The organism is Fodinicola feengrottensis (assembly GCF_039530045.1).
Classification (GTDB): Bacteria; Actinomycetota; Actinomycetes; order Mycobacteriales; family HKI-0501; genus Fodinicola; species Fodinicola feengrottensis.
The window spans coordinates 63360-88885 of sequence record NZ_BAAANY010000036.1 but is presented as its reverse complement, the minus strand read 5'-3'; the positions used below and the strand labels follow the sequence as shown (position 1 = coordinate 88885).

Here is a 25526-nt window from a genome sequence, read left to right as displayed (position 1 = left end):
CGATCGGAGAACAGCGCGAGCGTTGGCCGAACGCGAGGTCGTACGAGCGAAAACCGGCTATGGCGGCGACTGGACACCTGCTCATATGGACGCTGTGCTTCGGACCGGAACGGCTCGCCGCGGCCTCTGGCTGGACACCTCCGCGCAGTCGCCCGCCGAGACCGTCGACGCGATCGTCGCGGGTATGGGCGAGGCCCTGGTGACCTGACGTCCCATGTTCGGCAAGATGAGGATCATGCGCTGGACAGACGGACTGGCCGACCTCGCGGCCACCAGACTCTCCCCCTCGGTCTACCAGTATTTCCGCCGCGGTGCGTCCGGCGAGCGGACCGCGGCGGAGGCCGTGGACGCTTGGGACCAGCTGCGCTTGCGGCCGCACATGTTGCGGAACGTCTCAGCGGTTTCGACCGCGACGACCGTGCTCGGCACTGAGATTCGTACGCCCATCCTGGTCTCGCCTTCGACCTTGCAGGTCATGTGCGACCCCTGCGGTGAGGCGGCGACCGCGACCGGAGTGGGCGCCGCCGGCTCGCTGATGTGCGTCACCAGCAACACCGGAGTGCCGTTCGCGAAGGTCGGCGAGACCGGCACGCCATGGTGGGTGCAGGCGTATTTGCTGCGTGATCGCGGGCTGTGCCGGGACATGCTGGTACGCGCCCGGGAGGCCGGCGCGCGGGCGGTGGTGCTGACCGCCGACGTGCCTGTGGTCGGGACGCCACCGCCGACCGAGATTCCGGATGTCTGGGGCGTCGTACCGGCCGGCAGCACGATGGCGAACTGGGGCTCCCATTCTCCGGACCGCGCCGACGACCTGAGCCTCGACGACCTCGGATGGCTACGCGAGGTCAGCGGGTTGCCGGTGGTCCTGAAGGGCGTGCTGCGCGGCGACGATGCCCGGGACGCGGTCTCGGCCGGCGCGTCCGCGATCATGGTGTCCAACCACGGCGGCCGGCAGCTGGACGGCGCGGTCTCGACCGCGTACGCGCTGCCCGAGGTGGCGAATGCCGTGAGCGGAACGGACGCCGAGGTCTACGTCGACGGCGGCATCCGCCGCGGCGAGCACGTGCTTTCCGCGCTCGCACTGGGCGCTCGGGCCGTCTTCGTCGGCCGACCGGTCCTCTATGCCCTCGCGGTCGACGGCGCCGCCGGCGTCCAGCGGCTGCTCACCGACCTCACCGCCGAGCTGGCACACGCGCTCGCGCTGGCCGGCTCCGCGTCGCCCGCTGATGTCCCGGGCGACCTCGTCGTACGGCCGCCAGTCTGACGGTTTCGCGGCCCACTCGAAAAATGCCGCCCCCGAATCGAGGGTTCTCGGCGCGTACGACAGTTTCGCGGCGCACCTACTGGATCCTCGAGTGCGGAACAAAATCCCACACTCGACACCGGGAGCGGGCCAAAGTCCCACAGTCAACATCCCGACCCCCACCGGGGTCAGTTACCTACATTCTTACGAGCCGAAACTGTCAGACCCGGCGCGAAGACTCGATTCGGGGGCGGCATTTTTGGGGGTAGCAATAAGCGGTGGAGTGCGGGGCACTGCTGCACTAGTGTCACCGCCATGGGAGTAACCACTTTCGGCGTGACCGCGTTCATGCGGCTGCGCGTGCGGTGAGGCCGGCGACGCCCTGATCCCCTGACGGGTCAGTGAAGTACGTCGTCGGTTGCCACGCTTAGCCAGCGGCTGAGCGTGGCTTTCGTCATTTCCCCAGACGTACTCACTGGAGGACACTCCCATGTCCCATGGCATACATTTCCTGACCGACAAACGAGTTGTTCACGCCATGCTGCGATCAGCCCGGCCGGCGGCGGGCGACCTGATCGTGGAATTCGGCCCGGGGCAGGGCGCGCTCACTGCGCCTCTTTCCCGTACCGGTGCGCGGATTCTCGCGATCGAGCGAGATCCGGCCTTCGTCCGCCGGCTGGAACGCCGGTTCGCCGGTCAGGTGCGGGTCGTGCACGCAGACCTGCGGGACGTGCCGCTGCCCAGGCGCCCGTACGCGGTAGTTGCGAACGTCCCCTTTGCCGTGTCGACTGCACTCGTACGGCGACTGTTGCACCCGACCAGCCCGATGACCGGCGCCGACCTGCTGGTCGAGTGGGGCTTCGCGGTCCGGCTGGCCCGGAGCTGCCCGCGCACCGCCGAGGAGGCCGGCTGGGCCGCGTCGTACGCGATCAGGGTGGCGGCCCGCGTACCAGCGGCGAGCTTCTCCCCCGCACCCCGCGTCGACGCCGCCCATCTCGTCATTCGGCGTACGACCACACTGTCCAGACCGGTCCGTGACCTGATCCGTCGGGGTTTCGCCGAGCCCCGGCTGCCGATCGCGGCGGCCGTCGGTGAGATCCACCCACGCAGACGCGCGCATCGGCTACTGACCTCGACCGGCATCGACCCGCCGACCCCGATCTCCACCCTGACCGCGCCGCAATGGAACCGCCTCGCCACCGCCCTCACCGTCAACTCCTGAGTTGCCGAACAAAAACAAACCAGGCCCCGACCGGCGAGCGGTCGGGGCCTGGTTCGTTAGCTGACTACTAGTTGCCGCCGGAGAGCTTGGCGCGCAGGGCCGCCAGCGCCTCGTCGGTGGCCAGCGTCCCGCCGGTGGAGGCGTCGGTGTCCGAAGAGTACGAGGACGGGGCGCTGCCGCCGCCGCCACCCGTGCCGCCGGTGGCACTGGCCTCCGCGTCGGCCTTCTGGGCCGCCGCGATCTGCTTCTGGTGCGCGTCGAACCGGGACTGGGCCTCGGCGTACTGCCGCTCCCACTCCTCCCGCTGCTTGTCGAAGCCGTCGAGCCAGTCGTTGGTCTCGGGGTCGAAGCCCTCGGGGTAGATGTAGTTGCCCGAGTCGTCGTACTGAGCGGCCATGCCGTACTGCGCCGGGTCGAACTCGGCCGGCTCGACCGTTCCGCCCTCGTTGGCCTGCTTCAGCGACAGCGAGATCCGGCGGCGCTCCAGGTCGATGTCGATGACCTTGACCAGGATCTCGTCGCCCACGTTGACGACCTGCTCCGGGATCTCCACGTGCCGCTCGGCCAGCTCGGAGATGTGCACCAGGCCCTCGATGCCCTCGTCGACACGGACGAACGCGCCGAACGGCACCAGCTTGGTGACCCGACCCGGCACGACCTGGGCGATCGCGTGAGTACGGGCGAACTGGCGCCACGGGTCTTCCTGGGTCGCCTTGAGCGACAGCGACACGCGCTCCCGATCCAGATCGACGTCCAGAACCTCGACCTCGACCTCCTGGCCGACCTCGACGACCTCGGACGGGTGGTCGATGTGCTTCCAGGACAGCTCCGAGACGTGCACGAGACCGTCGACACCGCCCAGGTCCACGAACGCACCGAAGTTGACGATGCTGGAGACGACACCCTTGCGGACCTGGCCCTTGGCGAGCTTGTTGAGGAACTCGCTGCGCACCTCGGACTGGGTCTGCTCCAGCCACTGGCGGCGGGACAGCACCACGTTGTTGCGGTTCTTGTCCAGCTCGATGATCTTGGCCTCGAGCTCACGGCCGACATACGGCTGGAGGTCGCGGACCCGACGCATCTCGACCAGCGACGCGGGCAGGAAGCCGCGCAGCCCGATGTCCAGGATCAGGCCGCCCTTGACGACCTCGATGACCGTACCGGTGACCACACCGTCGGCTTCCTTGATCTGCTCGATCGTGCCCCAGGCGCGCTCGTACTGCGCGCGCTTCTTGGACAGGATCAGTCGACCTTCCTTGTCCTCCTTCTGGAGAACCAGGGCTTCGACGTGGTCGCCAACGGAGACAACCTCGGACGGGTCGACATCGTGCTTGATCGACAGCTCGCGGGACGGGATGACGCCCTCGGTCTTGTAACCGATGTCCAGCAGCACCTCGTCCCGGTCGACCTTGACGATCGTGCCTTCGACGATGTCTCCGTCGTTGAAATACTTGATTGTCTCGTCGATGGCGGCGAGGAACGCCTCCTCCGACCCGATGTCGTTGACCGCTACCTGCGGAGTCTTCGGGGGTGCCTGGGTGCTGCTCGTCATCTGGGGGGTTGCTCCGGTGGGTGGTTTATGGAATTGGTCCATTGCCGCGAACTCTTCCGGCGGAACGGGCAGCGAACGGGGGGAACTTTCCGGATCCGCCCCACCGTTTGACCGGTGGGAGCGATGCCGGGCTGTCCCTCTAGAAACGCGGACGAACCGACGAACGCGGACCTGCTCCCTGCTGAGGCACACAGAATCCACGGCGCACGCTCGAGCGTACCGCGCCCCTGGTTGACAGGTCCAACGTCCCCCGGCACTATCTTCACAGCTCAGGCGGTGGGTTCGCATTCAGTGCGATTCCCCCAGAATCCCACCGAAAACGCCGGGCGACACTCCCATCTGAGGGCGCCCGTACGATCGGCGCATGCCCGCCACCGACCCACACGTCTCGGCCACCGTACGGCTCGGCACGGTCGGGGTGGCCCACAAACCCGTCTCGGCGGCCGAGAGCATCGCCGCCAACCGGCTGTGGTGGGACGCGGACGCGGACGACTACGTGGCCGAGCACGGCGATTTCCTCGGCGAGGCCAGCTTCGTCTGGTGCCCGGAGGGCGTGACCGAGGCCGACGCCCAGCTGCTGGGCGCGGTCGCCGGTCGCCGGGTGTTGGAGGTCGGCTGCGGTACGGCCCCGTGTTCACGCTGGCTGACCACGCAGGGGGCGTACGCGGTCGGCACCGACCTGTCCGCCGGCATGCTGCGGCACGCCCGCGTCAGCGCCGACGCGACCGGTGTTCGCCCGCCGCTGGTGCAGGCCACCGCGACCGCGCTCCCGTTCGCCGCCGCGAGTTTCGACCTGGCCTGCTCGGCGTTCGGCGCGGTGCCGTTCGTGGCTGACTCGGACCGGCTGATGGCCGAGGTGTTCCGGGTGCTGCGACCGGGCGGCCGGTGGGTTTTCTCGGTCACCCATCCGATGCGGTGGATCTTCCCCGACGACCCGGGCGAGGACGGCCTGGTCGCGCAGAGCTCGTATTTCGACCGCACGCCGTACGTGGAGATCGACGAGCGGGGCTCGGCCACGTACGCCGAACACCACCGCACGCTCGGCGACCGGATCCGGGAAATCGTCGGCGCGGGGTTCACTCTCACCGACTTGCTGGAGCCGGAATGGCCGGACGGGCACGCCCGGCTGTGGGGACAGTGGAGCCCGCTGCGCGGCAAGATCTTTCCCGGCACCGCGATTTTCGTCTGCGACAAACCCGTTTGAGGTCAGTGGTTTCGGGGTAAGTGTGCTGGGAGTCTGTCTCGCCCCAGAAACTCATAGTTTGGGTATTTGTTCGGTAGTCATACCCGGTACCTCACGGATTGTTTGCCTCGTCCGCCGAACGCAGAGTGGGCTCCGACCACCATGGGTTCAACCGGACAAAGGGAGACACCTATGCGGATACCCCGCATCGCCGCCGCCGCTGGTGTGGCCATCGTCGCCACCGCGGCGCTGGCCGGCATCACCGCCCCGGCCGACGCCACCGCACCGCCGGCCGCGATGGTGCAGGCGCTGCAACGCGACCTCGGCCTCAGCCAGCCGCAGGCGATCGCCCGGATGGCCAACCAGGCCACCGCGGCCACCCTCGGGCAGCGACTGACCCACCAGCTTGGCGACAGCTTCGCCGGCTCGTACTTCGACGCCACCAGCAACCGGCTCGTCGTGCTGGCGACCACCGCGGCCGGCCTCAGCCAGGCTCGTACGGCCGGCGCCGACGCGAAACTGGCCAAGCGTTCGGAAAAGCAGCTGTCGACCACGGTCGCCAAGCTCAACGCGGCCCGCGCGAAGGCGTCCAAGTCGATCGCGACCTGGGGTGAGGACACTGTCGGCAACACCGTGACGATGACTGTCCTCAATGGCGCCACCGCACAGGCACGCAGCTTCATCGCGGCCGCCGGCGTCGACAACTCCACGGTCAAGATCGTCGAGCGGGCCCAGCAGCCACGCACCTTCGCGGACGTACGCGGCGGCGACGCGTACTTCATCGCCGACCAGGCCCGCTGCTCGATCGGCTTCTCCGTACAGGGCGGCTTCGTCTCGGCCGGCCACTGCGCGGCCATCGGCAGCGACCTGAAGGCCGCCGACCAGAGCACCGCGCTGGGCACCTTCAGCGCCCACCAGTTCCCCGGCCACGACTACTCGCTGGCGAAGGTCACGTCCGCCTGGACCCCGAAACCTCTGGTGGTCAACGACAGCGGCACGCTCACGGTGGCCGGTTCCACCGAGGCAGAGATCGGCGCGGCGGTCTGCAAGTCCGGCTCCACCACCCAGTGGACCTGCGGCACGTTGAGCGCGAAGGACCAGTCGGTGCAGTACGAAGAAGGCACCGTGACCGGCATGCTGCAGACGGACGTGCACTCCGAGCCTGGCGACTCCGGCGGCTCGCTGGTGGCCGGCACCCAGGCCCAGGGCATCCTGTCCGGCGGCGACAGCACTACCACGTATTTCCAGCCCATCAACCCGGCACTGCAGGCCCTCGGCGCCACCCTCGTCACCGGCTGACGACTCTCCACCCAGAAAGGGCACCGCGCTCCCTGCCGAGCGCGGTGCCCTTTTCCGGGTACAGGTTGGCTCGATCAGAGCTGACTCGGCAGTTCGAACAGCGGGAAATGGTCGGTGTCCAGAAAGGACGTGATTGCACAGATCCGGTCGGCGCGCAAGGTGAGTACGTTGATCGACCATGGACGATGCGGCCCGTCGGCGTCCTCGCCCAGGTAGCAGGCGACGGCGGGTTGACCGTTCGCGCTCGTGAGCACAGATCGCCAGCTGGGGCACCTGGTCAGCGGCACCTCGACCGCGAAGTCGGTGACCGCCGCGATGCCCGCGTACCAGTGCGGCAAGGGTGGCATGGACCAGGTGACGTCCTCGGTGAGTAGAGCGATCAACGCGTCGGCGTCGCCGCGTTGCAGGGCGGTGGCGAAGCCGGCGGCGAGCTCCCGCGCCTTCGCGTTGCCGACTGCCCATCCTTGCACTGCCGGTCCGTCCGCCGCCGGCATCCGCTGTCGGGCCCTCGCGAGTGCGGAGTTCACCGCGGTGGTGGACGTGTCCATCATGGTGGCGATCTCGGCGGCGGAGAATCCGAGCACCTCGAACAGCAGCAGCGCCGCCCGCTGGTTGCCGGACAGGTGCTGCAACGCGGCCACGAAAGCCAGCTCGACGGCTTCGCGCCGCTCGTGACCGGCGTCTGGGTACGGGCTGAGCCAGCTGACCTCGGTCAGCGGCCTGGAGTCCAGAACCGCGCGCTTGCTGGACGGGCCGAGGTCCATCGGCAACGCCCGCCGCCCACGGGACTTCACCAGATCCAGGCACGTACGGGTCGACACCGTGTAGAGCCATCCACGCAGCGAGCTTCGCCCTTCAAAACGGGCCAACCCACGCCACGCCCGCAGCAACGCGTCCTGCAAGGCGTCGTCGGCATCGTGGATCGACCCCAGCATCCGATAGCAGTGTGCCCGCAGTTCCCCGCGCAACGGCGCGATCAGCCGGTCGAAGGCCGCGCCGTCCCCGCCCTGTGCGAGTGCCAGATCGTCCACTGCACCAATATTGCCCACGACCGACGATTCTGCCGTACGCCGGCAGTCACCTCCTCCAAACCCGAACCAACAGGAGCGAGTGCACATGCCGAACACCCTCTGGTCCCTGGTCCACGCCGAGCGCGCGGCCCTCGCGGCCGATCTGGCGAGTCTCACCGACGAGCTGTGGATGACCCCGTCCCTGTGCGACGGCCTGTCCGTACGCGACGTGCTCGCGCATCTGAGCTCGTCGGCGCGGCTCAACGCGGTGCACTGGCTGGCCGGCGTCATCAAGTGCCGCTTCGACTTCGACAAGCAGGTGTCCATGCGGTTGGCCGAACAACTCGGCGACAGCCCGACCGAGACCCTCCAGCGGTTCCGCGACGTGGTCGACAGCACCACCAAACCACCGCTGCCGATCATGGCGGTGCTGGGCGAATCCGTCGTCCACGCCGAGGACATCCGCCGCCCGTTGGGCATCCGGCGGGCGTACCCGATCGAGATGCTCACCCGGCTCGCCGACTACTACCAGGGCTCTGACCAGGTCGTACTCGCCAAAGGGCGGATCGTGGGGCTGCGCTTGACCGCGACCGACGGTTCCTTCGCGACCGGCGTCGGCGCGCAGATCAGCGGCCCCACGATCGCGCTGATCATGGCCATGACCGGACGCAAGGCATTCTGTGCCGATCTCGACGGCGACGGTGTCGACCTTCTCGCGAGTCGCTGCTGAGGTTACGATGTGGACATGCATCGTTCGTCATGCCTGAGCTGGTGGCGCTCCTCCTAGGAGCGGCCACCTCTCACCCATGACAAAGGGCCGTTCGGACGAACGGCCCTTTCGCGTTTCCCGGAGCGGCTCGAGTCGTCCTGACGGCCACCAACCCGAGGAGACACTCATGACCACCACCCTTCAGACACTCGGTTTGTCAGCCGCCCAGGTACGCAGCGCGAAGCTCGAAGAGCTGATCAGCCAGGACCCGACACAGTTCCGGGTGCTGACCGGCGACCGGCCCACCGGGCGGCTGCATCTGGGCCACTACTTCGGCACCCTCCACAACCGCGTACGCCTACAGAACCTCGGCGTGGACTTGTTCGTCCTGATCGCCGACTACCAGGTGCTCACCGATCGCGACATCGCCGACAACCTGGCCGAGCACGTCGAGGATCTGACGCTGGACTACCTCGCCATCGGCGTCGACCCGGCACGCAGCACGATCTTCACGCACAGCGCCGTACCGGCCCTCAACCAGCTGCTGCTGCCGTTCCTCAGCCTGGTCTCGGTCGCCGAACTCAACCGCAATCCCACCGTCAAGGACGAGATCGCCCACTCTCGACAGGCCGCTGTCAGCGGGCTGATGTTCACGTACCCAGCGCATCAGGCCGCCGACATCCTGTTCTGCAAGGCCAACCTGGTCCCAGTCGGGCAGGACCAACTCCCCCACCTCGAGCTGACCCGCACCATCGCCCGGCGCTTCAACGACCGGTACGGCACGGTGTTCCCACAGCCCGACGCGCTGCTGTCCAACGCACCGCTGCTGCTGGGTACGGACGGCACCAAAATGAGCAAGAGCCGGGGAAACTCGATCGCGCTGGCCGCCACTGCCGACGAGACCGCCCGGCTGCTCAAGGGGGCCAAGACCGACTCCGAGCGGCACATCGCATACGACCCGATCGCGCGCCCCGAAGTCGCCTCACTCCTGTTGCTGGCAGCGCTATGCCAGCAACAGGAATCAGGCCAACAACGCACCCCCGAACGGGTGGCCGCCGAGATCGGCGCGGCCGGCGCGGCCGCGCTGAAAAAGACGGTCACCGAGTCAGTCAACGAATACCTTGCTCCCATCCGGGCCCGCCGAGCCGAGTACGCAAAGGATCGGGCTCAGCTCCACCAGATCCTGAGGACAGGCAACGAGCGAGCCATCGACATAGCCAACGCGACCCTCGCACAGGTGCGTACGGCGATGAAGGGCGCGTACTGAGGGAGCTGTGACGTGGTCGTCGTGGCGAGCCTCACCCGCGTTCGGAGTTGCCCGGCGTACCCGCTGGGCATAAATTTGCACTGGCCGGTCAGTTCAAATATCTCGCGGAGGATCGATGAAGATCGAAGCGGACGCGGTGGGCGTACGCACCAAACGCGGCACTGCGCTCGCGCCGGTCTCCCTGACGCTCGGCGACGGCGACCTGGTCGCGCTCACCGGGCCGGCCGGCAGCGGTCACACCGTGCTGAGCCTGGTGCTCGCCGGCCGGCTGCGGCCCACCCAGGGGCAGGTCCGGCTGGACGGCAGCACCGATCAGCGCGAGCTCGCCAAAGCGGTCCGGATCGTCAGCGATGCCGCGCCTTTCGGACCCGACGGCGCCCTGCCGTTCAGTGTCACGGTGGCCGAGGCGCTGCAGCTCAGCGGCCTTCCGGCGAACCGCGCGGCGGTCCGCGGGTGGCTGGTCGGCAGCGGCCTGAGCGACTACCGGAACGCACGGACCGACGCGGTGCCGGCCGGCCAACGTACGGCCCTGCTGACCCGCATCGCCGCCCAGTGCCCAGGCGTGAAAGCGGTCGTCATCGACGCCCCGAACGGCCTCGGCAAAGGTGCCGACGCCGAGCAGTGCTGGGCGGCGCTGCGCGACATCACCGAGGCCGGCACGGCCATCGCCGTGCACTGCCACGACGGCGACGCCGGCCGGCTGCCGCTCGCCCCCGACTCATATATCTCACTCGTCACCGCCGACGTGTCAGCGCCGGTAGAAGCCGAAGGACAGGCCTGATGCGTACGCTCCGCCTCGCCGGCACCGAACTGCGCCGGTTCACCACCGGCAAGCTGCCCAAGCTCGCGCTCGCCGCGGTGCTCATGCTGCCGCTGCTCTATGGAGCGCTCTACCTCTACGCCTTCTGGGATCCGTACGGCCGGCTGCCCAACGCCCCGGCGGCGCTGGTGGTGAACGACCGCGGTGTCACCACCGACGGCAAATACAGTAACGCCGGCCGCGACCTCGGCAAGACGCTGGCCAATTCCAAAGCCGCGTTCGGCTGGAAGACGACCACCGCCGCCGACGCCGCCAAGGGTGTCGCCGATGGCAGCTACTACCTCTCCCTGACCATCCCGGCCGACTTCTCGTCCCGGCTGGCGTCGCCGTCCACCAGCGACCCTGAGCAGGCGCAGCTGGACGTGACCACCAACGACGCGAACAACTACCTCGCCGGCACCATCGGCAAGCAGGTCTTCTCCGAGGTCCGGCAGGCGGTCGCCAGCCAGGCCGGCGCCAAGTACGCCGACGCCATGCTGATCGGCTTCACCCAGCTGCACTCCTCCACGCTGCAGGCCGCGGACGGCAGCTCGCAGCTGGCCGGCGGCGCGGACCAGCTGACCGCCGGGCTCAGCCAGCTGGCGACCGGCGCGGGGACTTTGCAAAGCGGCACCGGACAGCTGTCCGGTGGGCTACACCAACTCGACAGCTCTACCAGCGGTTTGCCCGCCGCCACCCAAAAGCTCGCCGCCGGCTCGGCTCAGGTGGCCAGTGGCGACAAGAAGATCGCGGCGCTGGGCAACCAGGCCAACACCGCGCTCAGCACCGCCGTCAGTACGTTGAAATCGGACCGTACGGCGGTCGAACAGCGCCTTCGCCAGCAAGGCCTGACGGACAGCCAGATCGCGCAGGTGATGGCCGAGTACGACCGGGCCACCGGACGGCTTGCGACTGCCTCGACCGTGGTCGCCGGCAAGGCCGCCCAACTGAACCAGCTGGCCTCCGGTGCCAGCCAGGTCGCGGCCGGCAACGCCCAACTGGCCGCCGCCGCTCCCGCACTGCACAACGGCATCCATAAGGCGGCCACTGGCGCCGACCAGCTCGACAGCGGAGCCGGCCAGCTCTCCAGCGGCATCCAGCAGGCGCGGACCGGCGCCACCAAGCTCGCCACCGGAGCGCACACGCTCGCCAGCAAGCTCAGCTCCGGCGCGGCACAGATCCCGCATCCGGACGCGAGCACCCGCGGCCGTACGGCCACCACCATGGGCGACCCAGTGGCGGTGCAGACGGTCGCGAACAACAAGGTGCCTAACTACGGCACCGGTTTTGCCCCGTACTTCCTGCCGCTCGCCCTCTGGGTCGGCGCGGTGGTGCTTTACATGCTGCTGCGGCCACTGTCCGAGCGCGCCCTGGCCGCGCGTGCGCCGGCACTGTCCACCGCACTCGCCGGCTGGCTGCCGGCCGCGATTATCGGTGCCCTGCAAGGACTTCTGTTGATCGCCGTGGTGGCTTTCGGCCTCGGGTTGCACATCGGGAATCCGGTCGGCATGGTCGCCTTCCTGGTGCTGACCGCGCTTGTTTTCACCGCCTTGGTGCAGATGTTCCTGGCCTGCTTCGGTACACCGGGCCGGCTGCTCGGCCTGGTGGCGCTGATGATCCAGCTGGTCAGCGCGGGCGGCACGTATCCGTGGGAGACGACTCCCCCGGTCCTGCGGTTCCTGCATCCGCTGCTGCCGATGTCGTATGTCGTCACGGCCCTGCGGCACCTGATCGCCGGCGACGGCGGTGGCGACATTGTCCGAAGCACGTTGGTGCTGCTCGCCTTCGGCGTCGGGGCGCTCGGCATCACCACGTACGCTGCCTGGCGCAAACGGACCTGGTCGCTGTCCCGGCTGCACCCGGAACTCGTGATATGAGCAGGGTGCCGCGGTCGCGGCCCGGACAGTCCAAAGAGGACGGTCGCAATGCCCGCGCGGGTGCGACGAAAGTCCGGATTTTCCAGGCCACGCTGGAACTCATCGCCGAGCGCGGCGCGGTGGAGATGTCCATCGACGACGTGGCGGCGGCCGCGGGAGTCGCCAAGGGCACGGTTTTCTACAACTTCGGCAGCAAATCCGGGCTGATCGAGGCGCTGCTGACGTACGGCGTCGATGGGCTTACCGAAGCGATGTCGGCGGCCAGGCAGGGCAAGGACCCGCTCGACGCGATGACCGCGATGGTCGGCGTGGTACTGGAGTTCGTGGACACCCACCACGGCTACGGCCAGCTGCTGGTCGCCGAGATGTGGCTAACCAAACGGCAGTGGGACGAGACACTCAGGCTCGTCCGCGAACGGGTGATCGGCCTGCTCGCCGACGGCTTGGACTCGGCCGTACGAGCCGGTGTCGCGTCCCCCGACCTGCGTGACACCGGCCTCGCCGCCAGCGCCCTCTTCGGCTCCGCCCTGGTCGTCGCCCTCGACAACCGGCTGTCCCGTACGCCCCGGCCTATCGCGGAGGTACGGGACGAGTTGCTCGCGCTGATCCGTGCCCGCGCCAGCCACTGACCCGTCCTACGGGACCGGATGGAAGTCGTACGGCAGGTCGTCGTAGACGTAGTAGATGCAGTCGGCACCCCGGGCGCACTGACCCCAGTGCACTGTTTTTCCAGGGTAGTAAAGGAAGTCCCCGGCACCCAGCCGATACGTCCGGCCGGTGTCCAGGTGGTAGATCATCGTGCCGCTGACCCCGACCACGTGCTCAGGGCTGGTGTGCCAATGTTTGGTGAAAACCGTGCCCGCCTTCAGCCGGAACATCGACTCACTGCCGCCGGTCACCGGATTCGTCCGCGACGGCAGCTGCGTACAACCCGCAAGCCCCTCACACGGCATCCAGTGCTCATGCCGGGCACTGTGAAACACCACAGGATCCCCTTGCGGACCCGTTGCGGCCGCGGCGGCGGTGCCACCGAGCAGCACCAACGAAAACACGGCCACCACGAGCCGTACGAACACCTTGCCCATGCCACTACCCTTCGCTCGATCCATTCGGACCGCAGTCCGATTACTCTCGCGAGATTACCGGACTCCAGTCCGAATGGATAGCTCCGGGCAGACGACGGCAACGCCCCGCTGCTTGGTGTGAAGCGCGAGGCGTTGCGGGCGGAACGGGAAGTCAGAGGTCACGTACAGGGAGGTCGTCTGACTCCAGGGCTAGCGCGGTGAGACCGGTGTCGGAGCCGGTCTCGTGTTCCTCACCGGCCTCGAAAAACACGGCCTGACCAGCCTCGATAGCGACCCGGGCGCCGTCGTCGCCAGACGTCCAGCCACGACCGGCGATGATGACTAGTAGCTGGGGCTGAGTCGCCGCGTGCCGGCCGATCAGGCCGCCGGCCTGCACCCGCAAGGTGGTGACGGAATACGTCGTACGTACCAGTCCGAGGGCGGTAACGCCGACGCTGTCGAAGCGATCGACCTGCCGACCCTGTGCGGCCGGCAGGTCCAGGAAGCGCATTTAGTGACCAGCCTCGTGCCAGTCGCAGCCGACGCCAACGGACACGTCCAGCGGGACGGACAGCTGGTACGCGGCGCCCATCTCGCGACGGGCCAGCTCCTCGACCGCGTCCCGCTCCCCTGGCGCGACCTCGAAAACCAGCTCGTCGTGCACCTGGAGCAGCAGCCGGGAACGCAGGCCCGAGGTAGTCAGGGCGGCGTCGACGCCGAGCATCGCGACCTTGATGATGTCCGCCGCCGAGCCCTGGATCGGCGCGTTCAGCGCCATCCGCTCGGCCATCTCGCGGCGCTGCCGGTTGTCGCTGGTCAGGTCCGGCAAATACCGCCGGCGCCCGAGCACGGTCTCGGTGTAGCCCTCGCGACCGGCCTGCAGCACCAGCGAGCGAAGGTAGTCGCGGACGCCACCAAAGCGCTCGAAATAGCCGTCCATCAGGCCGCGGGCTTCCTCGACCGAGATGCTCAGCTGCTGGCACAGCCCGTACGCGGACAGCCCATATGCGAGGCCGTAGTTCATCGCCTTGATCTTGGCCCGCTGCTCGGTGTTGACCGACTCCGGCTGCACCGCGAACACGGTGGCGGCGGTCGCCGCGTGGAAGTCGAAGCCGGAGTTGAACGCCTCGATCAGCGCCTCGTCCTCGGACAGGTGCGCCATGATCCGCATCTCGATCTGGCTGTAGTCCGCGGTCAGCAGGGTCTCGTAGTTCTTGCCCACGACGAAGGCGCGGCGGATCAGCCGGCCCTCGTCGGTCCGGATCGGGATGTTCTGCAGGTTCGGGTCGGTGGACGAGAGCCGGCCGGTGGCGGCGATCATCTGGTTGTACGTGGTGTGGATGCGGCCGTCGTCCGAGACTGTCTTGATCAGACCGTCCACAGTGGACTTCAGCCGGGCCACGTCCCGGTGCCGCAGCAGGTGCTCCAGCAGCGGATGCTGGGTCTGGCCGTACAAACTCGCCAACGCGTCCGCGTCGGTGGTGTAGCCGGTCTTGATCCGCTTGGTCTTGGGCAGCTGCAACTCGTCGAAAAGGATGCCCTGCAGTTGCTTAGGCGATCCCAGGTTGAACTCGCGGCCCAGCACGCCATACGCGTTCTCGGCGGCCTCTTTCACCCCGCCAGCGAACTGCGACTGCAGCTCGGCCAAGTATTCACTGTCGGCGGCGATGCCGGCCTGCTCCATCCGGGCCAGGACAGCGACCAGCGGCAGTTCGACGTCCGCGAGCAGGGCCGTGCCGCCGCTCGCCTCCAGCTCGCCACGCAGTGCGGCGGAGAGGTCGACGGTGGCGGCGGCGCGCAGCATCAGCGCCTCGGCCGCGTTGTCGCTTTCGGTGTCGTCGAAGGACAGTTGCCCGTCGTCCGGCTCCTCGGACCGCAGCTCCCGGTGCAGCTGGCGCAAAACCAGGTCGGCCAGGTCGTACGTGCGCTGATCTGGTCTTACGAGATAAGCGGCCAGCGCGGTGTCCGAAGCGATGCCGTCCACCTTCAGGCCGCGCGAGGCGAGCGCCAGCAGCGGCCCCTTGGCATCGTGCAGCACCTTCGGCTTGGCCGGGTCGGCCAGCCACGAGGCCAGCACCTGCTCGTCCTCCAGGTCCAAGGCGGCCGGGTCGATCCAGGCCGCGTGCCCAGCGGTGCCATCGGTCACACCAGTCACAGTGGACAGCGCGATGGCCGTCACCTCACCGGCGCCGCGGGCCCAGCTGCCGCCAACCGCCACGCCGATCGGCTCCGAGCCTTCCGCGTACGTCTGGAGCCAACCGGCCAGCTCCCCCGGGCCCGGGCGGACCATCTCCAGGTCAAAACCGGACTCGGCTTCGGGCTTGGCGGTCTCGACCGTCGCATACAGCCGGTCCCGGAGCACTCGGAACTCCAGCGCGTCGAAGACCTGGTGCACGGCATCCCGGTCCCAGGTCTTGCGGGCCAGGTCAGCGACCGAGAGCGGCAGCGGCAGGTCGCGCAGCAGGCCGTTGAGCTGCCGGTTCCGGATCACCTCGGCGAGGTGCTCGCGCAGCGCCTCACCCTTCTTGCCCTTGATCTCGTCGGCGTGCTGGATGACGCCGTCAAGGTCGCCATATTGCTGGATCCACTTGGACGCGAAGCCCGGCCCGACGCCCGGCACGCCCGGCAGGTTGTCGCTGGTCTCCCCGACGATGGCGGCCAGGTCCGGATAGCGCTGCGGCGACACGCCATATTTCTCGGTGACGGCCGTCGGCGTCATCCGAGCCAGATCGGACACGCCCTTGCGCGGGTAGAGCACCGTGACGTTCTCGGTGACCAGCTGGAAGGCGTCCCGGTCGCCGGAACAGACGAGCACCTGCATGCCTTCGGCCTCGGCCTGGGTGACCAGGGTGGCGAGGATGTCGTCGGCCTCGTAGTTCTCCTTCGTCACGTACGGAATCTTGAGCGCGTCCAGGATCTCCTGGATCAGGCTGACCTGGCCCTTGAAGTCGGCCGGGCTCTCCGAACGGTTCGCCTTGTATTCCGCATACTGCTCGGTGCGGAACGACTTGCGGGCCAGGTCGAACGCCACCCCGAGGTGGGTGGGCTGCTCGTCCCGCAGCACGTTGATCAGCATCGAGGTGAAGCCGTAGACAGCGTTGGTCACCTGGCCGGTGGTGGTGGAGAAATTCTCCACCGGCAACGCGAAGAAGGCCCGGTATGCCAACGAGTGCCCGTCCAGAAGCAGCAGGCGGGGCGGGTTAGATCCATCACGGGAAGGCTGGTCGCTCACCATCGAGAGCCTAGTCTTCGGCTACGACAGTGAGCTCCGTGGGCACTGCCTCGGCGGCCTTCGAGCAGCTCGTGAGCACATCCAGGGAGATCAGTTTGACCAGCACCGAATCCACCGGCCTCACCGAGCGGCTCACGGTCGACCTCACCGACCCGGCGGCCCAGCAGGCCGTACTGGAGGTCATCAACGCGCACCTCGGCGAACTGCCGAGCCGGATGGGCATCCGCTTCACCGAGATCGGTCCGGATCGGCTGGTCGCCACCATGCCGGTGGAGGGCAACCGGCAACCGCTCGGTCTGCTGCACGGCGGCGCTTCGTGCGTTTTCGCCGAGACCCTGGGCTCCACCGCCGCCGCCATCCACGGCCAGCGGCGCGGCCGGGTCGCGGTCGGTGTCGACATCAACGCCACCCACCACAGGGCGGCCCGCTCGGGCACTGTCACGGGCGTCTGTACGCCGTTGTACGAGGGCGGCAGCGTCACCACCTACGCGGTGGCCATCAGCGACGAGTCCGGCCGGCTGGTCTGCTCGGCCAGACTGACCTGCCAGCTGATCAAGTCGTCTTTCGCCAGCTCAGCCGAATAACTAGGCGACGCCCGCGTCGGGTTCGCGGTGTTCGCCGACCTTGAAGTCGATCGTCATCTCGGGGACCGCGAGATTGCGCCGCAGCAAGGACAAGGAAGCCACCCGATGGATGGCCAGCGGGACGAATCCGAGCCGCGCGAAGAACCGATTGCCCTCGCGGGAGGCCGGCACCACGCCGGCGACCACATGTTCGGCGCCGATCTGCTCGGCGAAGGCGGCGGCGGCGCCAATCAGGCTGCGGCCGGCGCCCTGGCCCCGGCGGTGCCGCTCGACCACCACGTGCGACAGGCGGGCGGCCGGCAGGTCGTGCAACGGGCCCGTACGATCCTCGGCCAGCACGCCCATACCGGCGGGGTCCCCAGCGTCGTCCTCGACGATGACCACGTGCCGGTCCGGATCCCGCAGCAGCGCCTCGTACCGGCTGCGGTGCGCCGGCAGTGGCCGGCCGACCGCCGCTCGGCTCAGCGGCCGGCGGGCGATCGCCACGTCGGACGCGATGGCGGCGAAACGGAGGACAATCTCCAAGTCAGCGACGCCAGCGCGGCGAATCCTGAACCGCTGAACCAACGGGACCCCCTAGCACCCACACCCCGGGATTGATTCCCCGAGACATGCCTCGATCGAACGATGGGTCCCCCGACCGGCTCCCACCGTAGCGCTGACCACCAGCCCCGCAAACCACCGGGAGGAAACGTCCCGCCGCATCACCAAAATACGGTGTTGCGGGACCTTGCCCGACTTGTCGGCCGGCATGTCCGCGCAGCGTACTCGCCATCTGGTCAGACGGTCACCGCGACCCGCCATCGCCCTACGGCTGCTCGGCGAGTCCCTTAAGAACCGCCGCCGCGACCGTACGCATCGAGGTGCGCCGGTTCATCGCGGCCCGCTGGATCCACCGGAACGCCTCTGGCTCGGTCATCCCGTGCTCGTCCATCAGGACGCCCTTGGCCCGCTCGACCACCTTGCGGGTCTCCAGCCGCTGGGTGAGGTCGGAGACCTCGGCCTCCAGCGTGACGATCTCGGCGAACCGGGCGGTGGCCATGTCGATGGCCGGCAACAGGTCCTTCTTCTGGAAGGGCTTCACCAAATACGCCATCGCGCCGGCCGTACGAGCCCGCTCGACCAGGTCGCGCTGGCTGAAGGCGGTCAGGATGACCACTGGCGCTATCCGGGCGCCGGCGATCCGCTCGGCCGCCGCGATGCCGTCCAGAACCGGCATCTTCACGTCCAGGATCACCAGGTCCGGCCGCAACTGCTCGGCCTGCTGAACCGCCTGCTCGCCGTCTCCGACGGCGCCGACGACCTCGAACCCTTCCTCGGTGAGCATCTCGGAAAGATCCAGGCGAATCAGCGCTTCATCCTCCGCGATCAACACACGGCGTGGGGAAGCGTCGGTCACGGTGACTCCTAGACAGCTGGGACGGGCAGAGCTTGAAGGCTCAACGATACGAAACCCGCTGAGCGGGACCCGCCGGGCCTTCCCGGACACCCTAGTCGTTCGGACCCGCAGCCTATCGGGATAGTCTGTGCGTCGGTCAGGCCCCCGTAGCCCAACGGCAGAGGCAACGGATTCAAAACCCGTCCAGTGTGCGTTCGAATCGCACCGGGGGCACCAGTCAGAGGCCCTGTTTGTCGCATAGAGCGCGTGTCACTCTCCAGCGGCGCGGCCAGCATTACCCGCTCCAGTAGAGACCGCTCCACGGCGCCGCACCTGTCGAGTGCGGAACAAAACCCCGCACTCGACAAAAAGCCAGGCGAAACAAAGCCGAGCCCAGCTCCCGGGAGTTACGCGTCGGGGCCCGTTGCGAGGTCAAATACCTAGAAGTACTATGCATCATGCTGCTAGGTACGGAGGTGAGGTTTGGTGAAAGTCACGAAGGATCTGGTCGCCGCCTCGGCGACGCCCATGGTGCTGGGGATCCTCGCCGAGGGCGAGAGCTACGGCTACGCCATTCTCCGGCGAATCAACGAGCTTTCCGGTGGCGAGCTGGATTGGACCGAAGGGCTGCTCTACCCGCTGCTGCACCGGCTGGAACGCCTCGGGTACGTGGAGGCGAGTTGGCAGGCGGCGAAGGGCGAGCGGCGACGCAAGTACTACCGCATCACCGACCAGGGCCGGACTGAGCTGGCCGAGCAGCGCCGGCAGTGGGACACGGTCGTGGACGCGCTCAAGAAACTCGGTCAGGGCCTCGCCGATCGCGGGGCTATGACGGTGATCCCGCTGGAGGGCAAGGCGTGACAGTGCACGAAAGCCAGGAAGAGGAGTTGGCGGCGCAGTTCGCCCAGTGGCGGCAATACGTACAGCGCCGTCCCGAACTGCAGAAGTCCGACGCCGACGAACTGGAAGACCACCTCCGCGGTTGCGTCGACGAACTTGTGGTGGCCGGTCTGAGCGCCGACGAGGCGTTTCTGGTCGCGGTCAAGCGAATGGGCAGCCTGGACGAGCTGTCCCGTGAGTTCGCCCGGGAGCATTCCGAACGGCTGTGGAAGCAGCTGGTGCTCACTGGCGAGACTGACGGCATCGGCGGCTCAGTGCCGGACAAGCGCGCTCGGTGGGACCTGTGGGTGATGATCGGCTGTGCGGTGGGCGCGGCGATCTCGATCAAGGTGCCCGAGCTGTTCGGGGTCGCGTGGGAACAGAGCACCCCGTTCTACGCGGCGAACTTCAGCCTGTTCGGGCTGCCCTGGCTGGCCGCCTACCTCGGCTGGCGGCGTCAGATCCGGGGGCCGCTGATCGGGATCCCGGTGGCACTGTTCGCGCTCGGAGCGGTGGCTGCCAACGCGTACCATCCGACCGGCAGCTCCCAGATGGTGGTCATCACCAGCATCCACCTCCCCATCGCCCTGTGGTTCGTGGTGGGTCTGGCGTACGTGGCGCGGGACTGGCGCTCGTCGCGTCGAAGGATGGACTTCATCCGCTTCACCGGCGAATGGTTCGTCTACCTGGTGCTCATCGCCCTCGGCGGCGGGGTGCTCGTCGCATTCATGTTCGGCACCTTCAACGCCATCGGGGTCAACCCGGAGACGTTTGTCATCCGGTGGCTGATTCCCTGCGGCGTCATGGGCGCGATCATCGTGGCCGGCTGGCTCGTCGAGGCCAAACAAAGCGTGGTCGAGAACATCGCCCCGGTGCTCACCCGGTTGTTCACTCCGCTGTTCACCGCGGTCCTGCTCGCATTTCTCATCGCCGTCGTCTGGTCCAGCGCCGGTATCGACGTGGAGCGCCAAGCGCTGATCCTGTTCGACCTGCTGCTGGTCGTGGTGCTGGGACTGCTGCTCTACTCGATCTCAGCCCGCGATCCGCTGGCCCCGCCCGGCCTGTTCGACAAGCTGCAACTCGCCCTGGTGGTCAGCGCACTGGCCATCGACGTGCTGGTGCTCTTCGAGATCACCGGGCGTATCAGCGGGTACGGGACGACCCCGAACCGAGCGGTGGCGCTCGGCGAGAACGTCATTCTGCTGGTGAACCTCGCCTGGTCGGCCTGGCTGCTGCTCGCGTTCGCCCTCCGGCGTACGCGGTTCGCGAAACTCGAACGCTGGCAGACCGGCTACCTGCCTGTTTACGCCGCGTGGGCATGGGTCGTGGTCCTTGCCTTCCCACCATTGTTCAACTACGCCTGACGCACACTGGCGTTGGTGTCGTAGCGCCTGTCTCAATAATCGGTGGGATCAGAATTGGGGCAGGCCTTACGATAGCGGGTATGCGGAGTCGGGCTGGCCATGTCGCCTGGCAGCTTTTCGGCGAGAAGCCAGAGATTCTGCTGCTGCATGGGATGACCGACTCGGCCGCGTGCTGGGACCCGTTGATCCCGTTCTTCACCTCGTACGGCGGCGTGCTCGCGACCGACGCGCGCGGGCACGGCCGATCCGGGCTGCCCGCGGAACCCGTCAGCGAGGCCGTGCTAGCGGCAGACGCGGCCATGGTGCTGGATGACCTCGCAGCCGGCCCCGTGCTGGTCGTCGGGCACTCGATGGGGGCGACGACGGCCGCACAGCTGGGCCGGATCCGCCCGGACCTGGTCAGTGCGGCCGTTCTCGAGGATCCTCCAGTGTTCGGCCGCGAGCTGTTGCCGGCGGGTTGCCCGGTGCCGGACTGGCTGACTGACCTGCGCGCGCTCGACCCACAGGACACTCTCGATCGGGGTCGCGCGGACAACCCCCGCTGGTCAGCCGACGAATTTCCGCCGTGGGCAACGTCAAAGCATGAGATCAACCCGGATTTTTTCAGCAGCCTGACCAAGCCGGTCCCTCCTCTGACCGAGGTCCTCGCCGCGGTGAGCTGCCCGATTTTGTTGCTGCACGGGGACACCGAACGCGGCAGCCTGGTCAGCCCGGAGTTCGGCGCCGCATGCGAACGTACGGCCGGCGGTCCACTCACGCCCGTACACATCGGCGGAGTCGGGCACAGCATTCGCCGGGAAGCACGCGACCACTACCGTGCGGTCGTTGGTGACTTCCTGACGGGGCGCGCCGGTGACCGACAGCGTGAGAATCCCGTCGAGTAGGTCCGGCCACGCGGGACGGACCATCGCCTGGCCAATCCCGTGCAACACCCGCAGCCGCGCGCCAGGGATTTCGCTGGCGAGCGCTTCGGCGTTGCCAACTGGGAAGAAGGGATCCTCGGCGCCGTGCATGACCAGCGTGGGTGCGGTGACCTGGCTGAGTCGTTCGCGCCACCGGGGCGTGCAGTCCAACGCCGCGAAGGCCGTGGCCAGGTGATTCGACCGTTGGACAGCGGGATCCGGACTGACCCGATCGAAGATCCGCGCGGCATTCTCGCGTACGTCAGCGGGCACGAAGCCGCGCGTCCCGGCCAGCAGCTTCCCGACCTGAACCGCACCTTCGATCACGGATGTCCGGTCCGACCAGTCCGGTTCTGACGCGGACATGAAATGCGCCATGATCGCGGGCGCGTGCTCGGGCAGGTCCGGATCGTTAGGCCCAGGCGCGGTCGGACGGGTCGAGATCAGTGTCAGGGTGGCGACCTTGTCGGGATAGTCCAGGGCCAGCAGTTGAGCGATCCAGCCCCGCCGCGAGCCGCTCACAGAACTCGTCCGGCCAGGTCAGCATCGAGTTGCCGATCAGCAGCACCGGCGGGTCCGCGGGATCGCCAAATCTCTCGACATATCTCATCGGTTGCACCTCCTCTCCTCCCTCGCTAGACGCGGGGAGGCCGCCAAACTCATCGCCTTTCGCGCGGTTCCACGAAGGACGGCAGGTTGGACGTCTCAGGGCTTGGCGTCGAGGTCGTCGGAGCGGCCGGCGGTGAGCCGCGACCACTGCGAGGTCGGGCGGCCGTCGACGCGGAGGTTGGCGCTGTCGACCGGCCACTGCTGGGGCCAGCCATTCGGCGAGTCTTCCCATGTTTCCTGACGTCCATAGACGGTGAGGTCCATAAGCGCGTAGTTGTTGTCCATCGCCTCCACGCCACGGCCGGTCGTCCAGTACGTCTCGAAAACACGGTCACCGTCGCGTACGTAGCAGACCACGTGGAACATGCCGACCTGGCGCCCGGCGAGCAGGTCCTTGGCCGAGTCCTGCGCCGAATACCACGGCATGGTCCAGCCCATGAAGTCCCGATAGCGGCGGCTTTGCTCGTACGGGCCCTGGCACAGGACCGCGTACGTGATGTCCCGCGACTGGAGGTAGGCCAGCTCGGTGACCTGGTTGGTATAGAAAGTGCAGCCTTCGCACTGCTCGGCGGCGCCGTGGTCGTGATGCCACATGAAGTAGTACGCAATGAGCTGCCGGCGGCCTTCGAACGCGTCGAGCAGCGTGACCGAACCATCCGGCCCCGTCAACCTGAGCGTCGCGTCGACTTCGACCATCGGCAGCCGCCGACGGGCCGCGGCGATCGCGGAACCTTCCCGGGTGTGCGCCTTCTCCCGTTCTCGCAGGGTGTCGAGTTCGCCCTGGAAGGTGGCCCGCTCGACAACGTTGGGCAGGCTCGGGCTGGCTGACTCAGCCATGACTGTCTCCTCTGTTTTGATTGCCTTTTCGTCCCACTGACGAAGTACCCGATGAGAAATCGACATACCTGAGAGAAACTTTGTCAGAGCTCTCGAAGGCGGCGGGTCAGGTAGCGGCGCTCGGCCTCGGTCGGCGCCAGGTCGAGGGCCTGCTCGTACGCGAGCCTCGCCTCGGCCACCCGGCCGGCGCGGCGCAGCAGATCGGCCCGGGTGGCCGGCAGCAGGTGATATCCGTCCAGACGGCCGGCCGCCGCCAACTCGTCAACCAGCGCGAGGCCAGCGGGAATGCCGTCGGACATGGCGACCGCGACGGCGCGGTTGAGCTCGACGACCGCCGACGGCGCGAGGCGCGCCAGCTCCGCGTACAGGGCGGCGATTTGCGGCCAGTCGGTGGTCGCGGTGTCCGGTGCCGTCGCGTGGCAGGCGGCGATCGCGGCCTGCAGCTGATACGGCCCGGGGCGGCGCAGGGCCAACGCCTCGTCAAGGACGGCGACGCCTTCGGTGATCAACGCCTGGTCCCACCTGGACCGGTCCTGGAGTTCCAGCGGGACCAGCTCGCCGTCGTCCGTACGCGTCGCACGCCGGGCTTCGTGCAACAGCATCAGCGCCAGCAAACCCCGTGGCTCGGGTTCGGTGGGCATCAACCGGGCCAGGACGCCGGCGAGGTAGATCGCCTCGGCGGTCAACGCGCGACGGCTGTCCTGCTCGTCATAACCTTCGTTGAAGATCAGGTAGAGCACCGCGAGGACCGCGCCCAGCCGCTGCCCCAGCAGCTCGGCGGGCGGGACGCGGTAGGGAATGCCCGCCTCGGCGATCTTGCGCTTGGCGCGTACCAGCCGTTGCGCCATCGTCGGTTCGGCGGTCAGGAACGCCTTGGCGATCTCGGCCGTGCTGAGGCCCGCGAGCGTACGAAGCGTGAGCGCGACCCTGGCCTCGAACGGCAGCGCCGGGTGACAGCAGGTGAAGATCAGCCGCAGCCGCTCGTCCGGGATCTCCTGCACCGACGACTCTTGCGGCTCGCGGGCCAGCATAGCGAGCTCACGCAGCTTCGTACGACCGGCGGTGTCGCGCCGGAGCCGGTCGATCGCACGATGACGCGCGGTGGTGGTCAGCCACGCGCCCGGACGGTTCGGAATGCCGTCGCGCTGCCAGGTCACGAGCGCGGCCGCGAAGGCATCCTGGGCGCAGTCCTCGGCGAGGTCCCAGTCCCGGGTCTGGCCGATCAAGGTGGCGACCAATTGGCCCCACACGTCCCGGTAGGCCGCGTCGACCGCTGCTCTTACGGCGTCGGGCCTGGTCATTCCCAGACCGGGCGGACCTCAATGCCGCCCCACCGCGCGTAGGGATGGCCGGCGGCGATGGCGATCGCCTCGTCCAGATCGGCGCAGTCCAGCACCACGAAGCCGCCGACGAAGTCCTTCGTCTCGGCGAACGGCCCGTCCGAGACCAGCGTCTCGCCATTGCGGACCTGGACCGTCGTCGCGTCGACCACCGGCCGTAACCGCGCGCCGAACACCTTGGCGCCGCGCCGCTCCAGGTCCGCCTCCCACGCCTGGTGCACGGGGTCGGCGTCGAGTTCCTCGTTGCTCGGTGAGGCGGACTCGTCATCGCAGATCAGCAACACGTACTTCATAGGCCCGAGTCTGGCACGCCGGTGCGACGACTTTTCGCGCTCTCAGCCGTGCCGCGAGCTCAGCGGGCAGATCGGTGTCGCCCCGGTGTGGTGCCGATGATGCTGGTGAAGGCCGTGATGAAGCCGCTGGGGTTCGCCCATCCGCAGGCATGCGCGACGTACGTGGTGTCGTGGCCGTCGCCGAGCAACACGAGGGCGTGATAGATGCGTAATTGGGTGCGCCACTCATAGAAAGTCATGCCGAGTTCGTCGTGGAAGAGCCGGCTGAGCGTACGGCCGCTGGCCCCGACGCGCTGCCCGAGCTCGGCCAGCGAGGTGGTGTTCGCGGGCTCCTCGTACAGCAGTTGGGCTATCGCCCGCAGCCGGTCGTCGTGTGGTTCCGGCAGCTGTAATGGCTGCTCATCCGCTTGGTGAAGCTCGTCCACGAGGACCCGGCGAAGACGAGCCTGGGCGGCGCGGTCCCAGGCCTGTGCCGCGCCTTCGTAGTTGCGTGGGCCGGTGAGGGTGAGCAGGATTTCGCGGGCCAGGTCAGAGGCCGTGAACACGGCCGGATGGGCTGGTACGAGCCGGGTCAGCGACGGCGGCAGGAACTGGATCCGCATATCGGTCTCACCGTGGGCTCGGTGGTAGTGCGTGAACCCAGCGGGGATCCAGGCGGCTCGATTGGCCGGCACGATCGAGGTGCCGCGTTCGGTGTGCACCGACAGGACACCGCGAGCCGCGTAGACAAGGTGGCCACGCGGGTGCGAATGTGCTGAACTCGTGCCGCCCGATGACCACAGATGCAAACCGCCCGACGCCCACAACTGGGACATCCGAGGTTGGCGGCCGATGGGCATAAGTTGGCATTCTATCGGTGGCAGGCCGCACTGCTCATTAGCGA

26 protein-coding genes, 1 tRNA gene and 1 pseudogene are annotated in these 25526 nt (G+C 68.0%); 15 read left to right on the top strand and 13 right to left on the bottom strand.

Going from position 1 to position 25526, the window contains the following annotated elements:
* Positions 1 to 22 precede the first annotated feature (22 nt).
* The 3 genes from ABD301_RS34550 (at position 23) to ABD301_RS34540 (ending at position 2465) form a co-directional block, all read left to right on the top strand.
* Complete coding sequence (locus ABD301_RS34550) at positions 23 to 208, top strand: hypothetical protein (RefSeq protein WP_163567203.1); 186 nt, start codon at positions 23 to 25, stop codon at positions 206 to 208.
* A 27-nt stretch (positions 209 to 235) separates the two neighbouring features.
* A complete protein-coding gene (locus tag ABD301_RS34545; RefSeq protein ID WP_344314387.1) occupies positions 236 to 1264 on the top strand; it encodes an alpha-hydroxy acid oxidase in 1029 nt (342 codons plus the stop codon).
* A gap of 469 nt (positions 1265 to 1733) precedes the next feature.
* Positions 1734 to 2465, top strand: a complete 732-nt coding sequence (locus ABD301_RS34540) for a ribosomal RNA small subunit methyltransferase A (protein ID WP_344314386.1) — start codon at positions 1734 to 1736, stop codon at positions 2463 to 2465.
* A gap of 67 nt (positions 2466 to 2532) precedes the next feature.
* On the opposite strand, the gene rpsA is transcribed toward ABD301_RS34540, so the two are convergent.
* Positions 2533 to 4017, bottom strand: a complete 1485-nt coding sequence (rpsA, locus tag ABD301_RS34535; protein ID WP_344314384.1) for a 30S ribosomal protein S1 — start codon at positions 4015 to 4017, stop codon at positions 2533 to 2535.
* A gap of 364 nt (positions 4018 to 4381) precedes the next feature.
* Here rpsA and ABD301_RS34530 point away from each other — a divergent pair, with 364 nt between their 5' ends.
* Positions 4382 to 5221, top strand: coding sequence for a class I SAM-dependent methyltransferase (locus tag ABD301_RS34530; RefSeq protein ID WP_344314383.1), 840 nt, complete (start codon positions 4382 to 4384; stop codon positions 5219 to 5221).
* A gap of 171 nt (positions 5222 to 5392) precedes the next feature.
* Positions 5393 to 6499: a S1 family peptidase gene (locus ABD301_RS34525; protein WP_163567206.1), complete on the top strand. Its 1107-nt coding sequence runs from the start codon at positions 5393 to 5395 to the stop codon at positions 6497 to 6499.
* Between the two features lie 74 nt (positions 6500 to 6573).
* On the opposite strand, the gene ABD301_RS34520 is transcribed toward ABD301_RS34525, so the two are convergent.
* Positions 6574 to 7530, bottom strand: a complete 957-nt coding sequence (locus ABD301_RS34520; protein WP_279579413.1) for a sigma-70 family RNA polymerase sigma factor — start codon at positions 7528 to 7530, stop codon at positions 6574 to 6576.
* An 85-nt stretch (positions 7531 to 7615) separates the two neighbouring features.
* Between ABD301_RS34520 and ABD301_RS34515 the strand changes: the two genes are divergently transcribed.
* The 5 genes from ABD301_RS34515 (at position 7616) to ABD301_RS34495 (ending at position 12790) form a co-directional block, all read left to right on the top strand.
* A complete protein-coding gene (locus tag ABD301_RS34515) occupies positions 7616 to 8239 on the top strand; it encodes a maleylpyruvate isomerase family mycothiol-dependent enzyme (RefSeq protein ID WP_163567208.1) in 624 nt (207 codons plus the stop codon).
* 166 nt (positions 8240 to 8405) lie between these two features.
* Positions 8406 to 9485 (top strand): tryptophan--tRNA ligase, encoded by a 1080-nt coding sequence (gene trpS / locus ABD301_RS34510; protein WP_344314382.1) that lies wholly within the window; start codon positions 8406 to 8408, stop codon positions 9483 to 9485.
* Between the two features lie 115 nt (positions 9486 to 9600).
* Complete coding sequence (locus ABD301_RS34505) at positions 9601 to 10266, top strand: ATP-binding cassette domain-containing protein (RefSeq protein ID WP_344314380.1); 666 nt, start codon at positions 9601 to 9603, stop codon at positions 10264 to 10266.
* Positions 10266 to 12161, top strand: coding sequence for a YhgE/Pip family protein (locus ABD301_RS34500; RefSeq protein ID WP_344314379.1), 1896 nt, complete (start codon positions 10266 to 10268; stop codon positions 12159 to 12161). The genes ABD301_RS34505 and ABD301_RS34500 overlap by 1 nt, the downstream gene beginning before the upstream one ends.
* On the top strand, positions 12158 to 12790 hold the full coding sequence (locus ABD301_RS34495; RefSeq protein WP_344314378.1) for a TetR/AcrR family transcriptional regulator: 633 nt from the start codon (positions 12158 to 12160) through the stop codon (positions 12788 to 12790). The genes ABD301_RS34500 and ABD301_RS34495 overlap by 4 nt, the downstream gene beginning before the upstream one ends.
* A gap of 6 nt (positions 12791 to 12796) precedes the next feature.
* On the opposite strand, the gene ABD301_RS34490 is transcribed toward ABD301_RS34495, so the two are convergent.
* From ABD301_RS34490 to polA, 3 genes are all read right to left on the bottom strand, one after another.
* On the bottom strand, positions 12797 to 13246 hold the full coding sequence (locus ABD301_RS34490) for a cupin domain-containing protein (RefSeq protein ID WP_163567212.1): 450 nt from the start codon (positions 13244 to 13246) through the stop codon (positions 12797 to 12799).
* Positions 13247 to 13397: 151 nt separating this feature from the next.
* The gene (locus ABD301_RS34485) at positions 13398 to 13736 is read right to left on the bottom strand and encodes a cupin domain-containing protein (protein WP_344314377.1); all 339 of its coding nucleotides are present in this window, start codon (positions 13734 to 13736) and stop codon (positions 13398 to 13400) included.
* A complete protein-coding gene (gene polA, locus ABD301_RS34480; RefSeq protein WP_425552009.1) occupies positions 13737 to 16460 on the bottom strand; it encodes a DNA polymerase I in 2724 nt (907 codons plus the stop codon).
* 92 nt (positions 16461 to 16552) lie between these two features.
* Here polA and ABD301_RS34475 point away from each other — a divergent pair, with 92 nt between their 5' ends.
* On the top strand, positions 16553 to 17041 hold the full coding sequence (locus ABD301_RS34475) for a hotdog fold thioesterase (RefSeq protein ID WP_344314375.1): 489 nt from the start codon (positions 16553 to 16555) through the stop codon (positions 17039 to 17041).
* Here the strand turns inward: ABD301_RS34475 and ABD301_RS34470 are convergent, their stop codons facing one another.
* Together ABD301_RS34470 and ABD301_RS34465 are read right to left on the bottom strand one after the other, a co-directional pair.
* Positions 17042 to 17566, bottom strand: a complete 525-nt coding sequence (locus ABD301_RS34470) for a GNAT family N-acetyltransferase (protein WP_163567214.1) — start codon at positions 17564 to 17566, stop codon at positions 17042 to 17044.
* Between the two features lie 283 nt (positions 17567 to 17849).
* Complete coding sequence (locus ABD301_RS34465) at positions 17850 to 18440, bottom strand: ANTAR domain-containing response regulator (protein WP_279579416.1); 591 nt, start codon at positions 18438 to 18440, stop codon at positions 17850 to 17852.
* A 140-nt stretch (positions 18441 to 18580) separates the two neighbouring features.
* Between ABD301_RS34465 and ABD301_RS34460 the strand changes: the two genes are divergently transcribed.
* From ABD301_RS34460 to ABD301_RS34445, 4 genes are all read left to right on the top strand, one after another.
* Positions 18581 to 18656, top strand: a tRNA-Leu gene (locus tag ABD301_RS34460).
* A gap of 249 nt (positions 18657 to 18905) precedes the next feature.
* Positions 18906 to 19280, top strand: coding sequence for a PadR family transcriptional regulator (locus ABD301_RS34455; protein ID WP_163567215.1), 375 nt, complete (start codon positions 18906 to 18908; stop codon positions 19278 to 19280).
* A complete protein-coding gene (locus tag ABD301_RS34450) occupies positions 19277 to 20662 on the top strand; it encodes a permease prefix domain 1-containing protein (RefSeq protein WP_163567216.1) in 1386 nt (461 codons plus the stop codon). The genes ABD301_RS34455 and ABD301_RS34450 overlap by 4 nt, the downstream gene beginning before the upstream one ends.
* Positions 20663 to 20742: 80 nt before the next feature.
* Positions 20743 to 21546: an alpha/beta fold hydrolase gene (locus tag ABD301_RS34445; RefSeq protein ID WP_344314372.1), complete on the top strand. Its 804-nt coding sequence runs from the start codon at positions 20743 to 20745 to the stop codon at positions 21544 to 21546.
* 102 nt (positions 21547 to 21648) lie between these two features.
* On the opposite strand, the pseudogene ABD301_RS34440 reads toward ABD301_RS34445, so the two are convergent.
* The 6 genes and pseudogenes from ABD301_RS34440 to ABD301_RS34415 all read right to left on the bottom strand — a co-directional run.
* Positions 21649 to 22008 (bottom strand): annotated as a pseudogene (locus tag ABD301_RS34440) (alpha/beta fold hydrolase); the annotation flags it as partial.
* Positions 21977 to 22174 carry a hypothetical protein gene (locus ABD301_RS34435; protein ID WP_344314477.1) on the bottom strand — a complete coding sequence of 66 codons (198 nt, stop codon included), beginning with the start codon at positions 22172 to 22174 and terminating at the stop codon, positions 21977 to 21979. The pseudogene ABD301_RS34440 and the gene ABD301_RS34435, both read right to left, overlap by 32 nt.
* A 95-nt stretch (positions 22175 to 22269) precedes the next feature.
* The gene (locus ABD301_RS34430; RefSeq protein ID WP_279579418.1) at positions 22270 to 23010 is read right to left on the bottom strand and encodes a DUF899 family protein; all 741 of its coding nucleotides are present in this window, start codon (positions 23008 to 23010) and stop codon (positions 22270 to 22272) included.
* A gap of 83 nt (positions 23011 to 23093) precedes the next feature.
* On the bottom strand, positions 23094 to 24311 hold the full coding sequence (locus ABD301_RS34425; protein ID WP_344314371.1) for an RNA polymerase sigma factor: 1218 nt from the start codon (positions 24309 to 24311) through the stop codon (positions 23094 to 23096).
* Complete coding sequence (locus ABD301_RS34420; protein WP_163567219.1) at positions 24308 to 24643, bottom strand: YciI family protein; 336 nt, start codon at positions 24641 to 24643, stop codon at positions 24308 to 24310. Before ABD301_RS34420 ends, ABD301_RS34425 begins: the two co-directional genes overlap by 4 nt.
* Positions 24644 to 24702: 59 nt before the next feature.
* The gene (locus ABD301_RS34415; RefSeq protein ID WP_344314370.1) at positions 24703 to 25482 is read right to left on the bottom strand and encodes an AraC family transcriptional regulator; all 780 of its coding nucleotides are present in this window, start codon (positions 25480 to 25482) and stop codon (positions 24703 to 24705) included.
* Positions 25483 to 25526 lie beyond the last annotated feature (44 nt).

Excerpts from the sequence above, each read along its gene's own strand:
- ABD301_RS34545 (WP_344314387.1), top strand. The coding sequence starts at position 236 with ATGCGCTGGACAGACGGACTGGCCGACCTCGCGGCCACCAGACTCTCC.
- ABD301_RS34540 (WP_344314386.1), top strand. The coding sequence starts at position 1,734 with ATGTCCCATGGCATACATTTCCTGACCGACAAACGAGTTGTTCACGCC.
- rpsA (WP_344314384.1), bottom strand. The coding sequence starts at position 4,017 with ATGACGAGCAGCACCCAGGCACCCCCGAAGACTCCGCAGGTAGCGGTC.
- ABD301_RS34530 (WP_344314383.1), top strand. The coding sequence starts at position 4,382 with ATGCCCGCCACCGACCCACACGTCTCGGCCACCGTACGGCTCGGCACG.
- ABD301_RS34525 (WP_163567206.1), top strand. The coding sequence starts at position 5,393 with ATGCGGATACCCCGCATCGCCGCCGCCGCTGGTGTGGCCATCGTCGCC.
- ABD301_RS34515 (WP_163567208.1), top strand. The coding sequence starts at position 7,616 with ATGCCGAACACCCTCTGGTCCCTGGTCCACGCCGAGCGCGCGGCCCTC.
- trpS (WP_344314382.1), top strand. The coding sequence starts at position 8,406 with ATGACCACCACCCTTCAGACACTCGGTTTGTCAGCCGCCCAGGTACGC.
- ABD301_RS34505 (WP_344314380.1), top strand. The coding sequence starts at position 9,601 with ATGAAGATCGAAGCGGACGCGGTGGGCGTACGCACCAAACGCGGCACT.
- ABD301_RS34500 (WP_344314379.1), top strand. The coding sequence starts at position 10,266 with ATGCGTACGCTCCGCCTCGCCGGCACCGAACTGCGCCGGTTCACCACC.
- ABD301_RS34495 (WP_344314378.1), top strand. The coding sequence starts at position 12,158 with ATGAGCAGGGTGCCGCGGTCGCGGCCCGGACAGTCCAAAGAGGACGGT.
- ABD301_RS34490 (WP_163567212.1), bottom strand. The coding sequence starts at position 13,246 with ATGGGCAAGGTGTTCGTACGGCTCGTGGTGGCCGTGTTTTCGTTGGTG.
- ABD301_RS34485 (WP_344314377.1), bottom strand. The coding sequence starts at position 13,736 with ATGCGCTTCCTGGACCTGCCGGCCGCACAGGGTCGGCAGGTCGATCGC.
- polA (WP_425552009.1), bottom strand. The coding sequence starts at position 16,460 with ATGGTGAGCGACCAGCCTTCCCGTGATGGATCTAACCCGCCCCGCCTG.
- ABD301_RS34445 (WP_344314372.1), top strand. The coding sequence starts at position 20,743 with ATGCGGAGTCGGGCTGGCCATGTCGCCTGGCAGCTTTTCGGCGAGAAG.
- ABD301_RS34435 (WP_344314477.1), bottom strand. The coding sequence starts at position 22,174 with ATGAGATATGTCGAGAGATTTGGCGATCCCGCGGACCCGCCGGTGCTG.
- ABD301_RS34430 (WP_279579418.1), bottom strand. The coding sequence starts at position 23,010 with ATGGCTGAGTCAGCCAGCCCGAGCCTGCCCAACGTTGTCGAGCGGGCC.
- ABD301_RS34425 (WP_344314371.1), bottom strand. The coding sequence starts at position 24,311 with ATGACCAGGCCCGACGCCGTAAGAGCAGCGGTCGACGCGGCCTACCGG.
- ABD301_RS34420 (WP_163567219.1), bottom strand. The coding sequence starts at position 24,643 with ATGAAGTACGTGTTGCTGATCTGCGATGACGAGTCCGCCTCACCGAGC.
- ABD301_RS34415 (WP_344314370.1), bottom strand. The coding sequence starts at position 25,482 with ATGCCCATCGGCCGCCAACCTCGGATGTCCCAGTTGTGGGCGTCGGGC.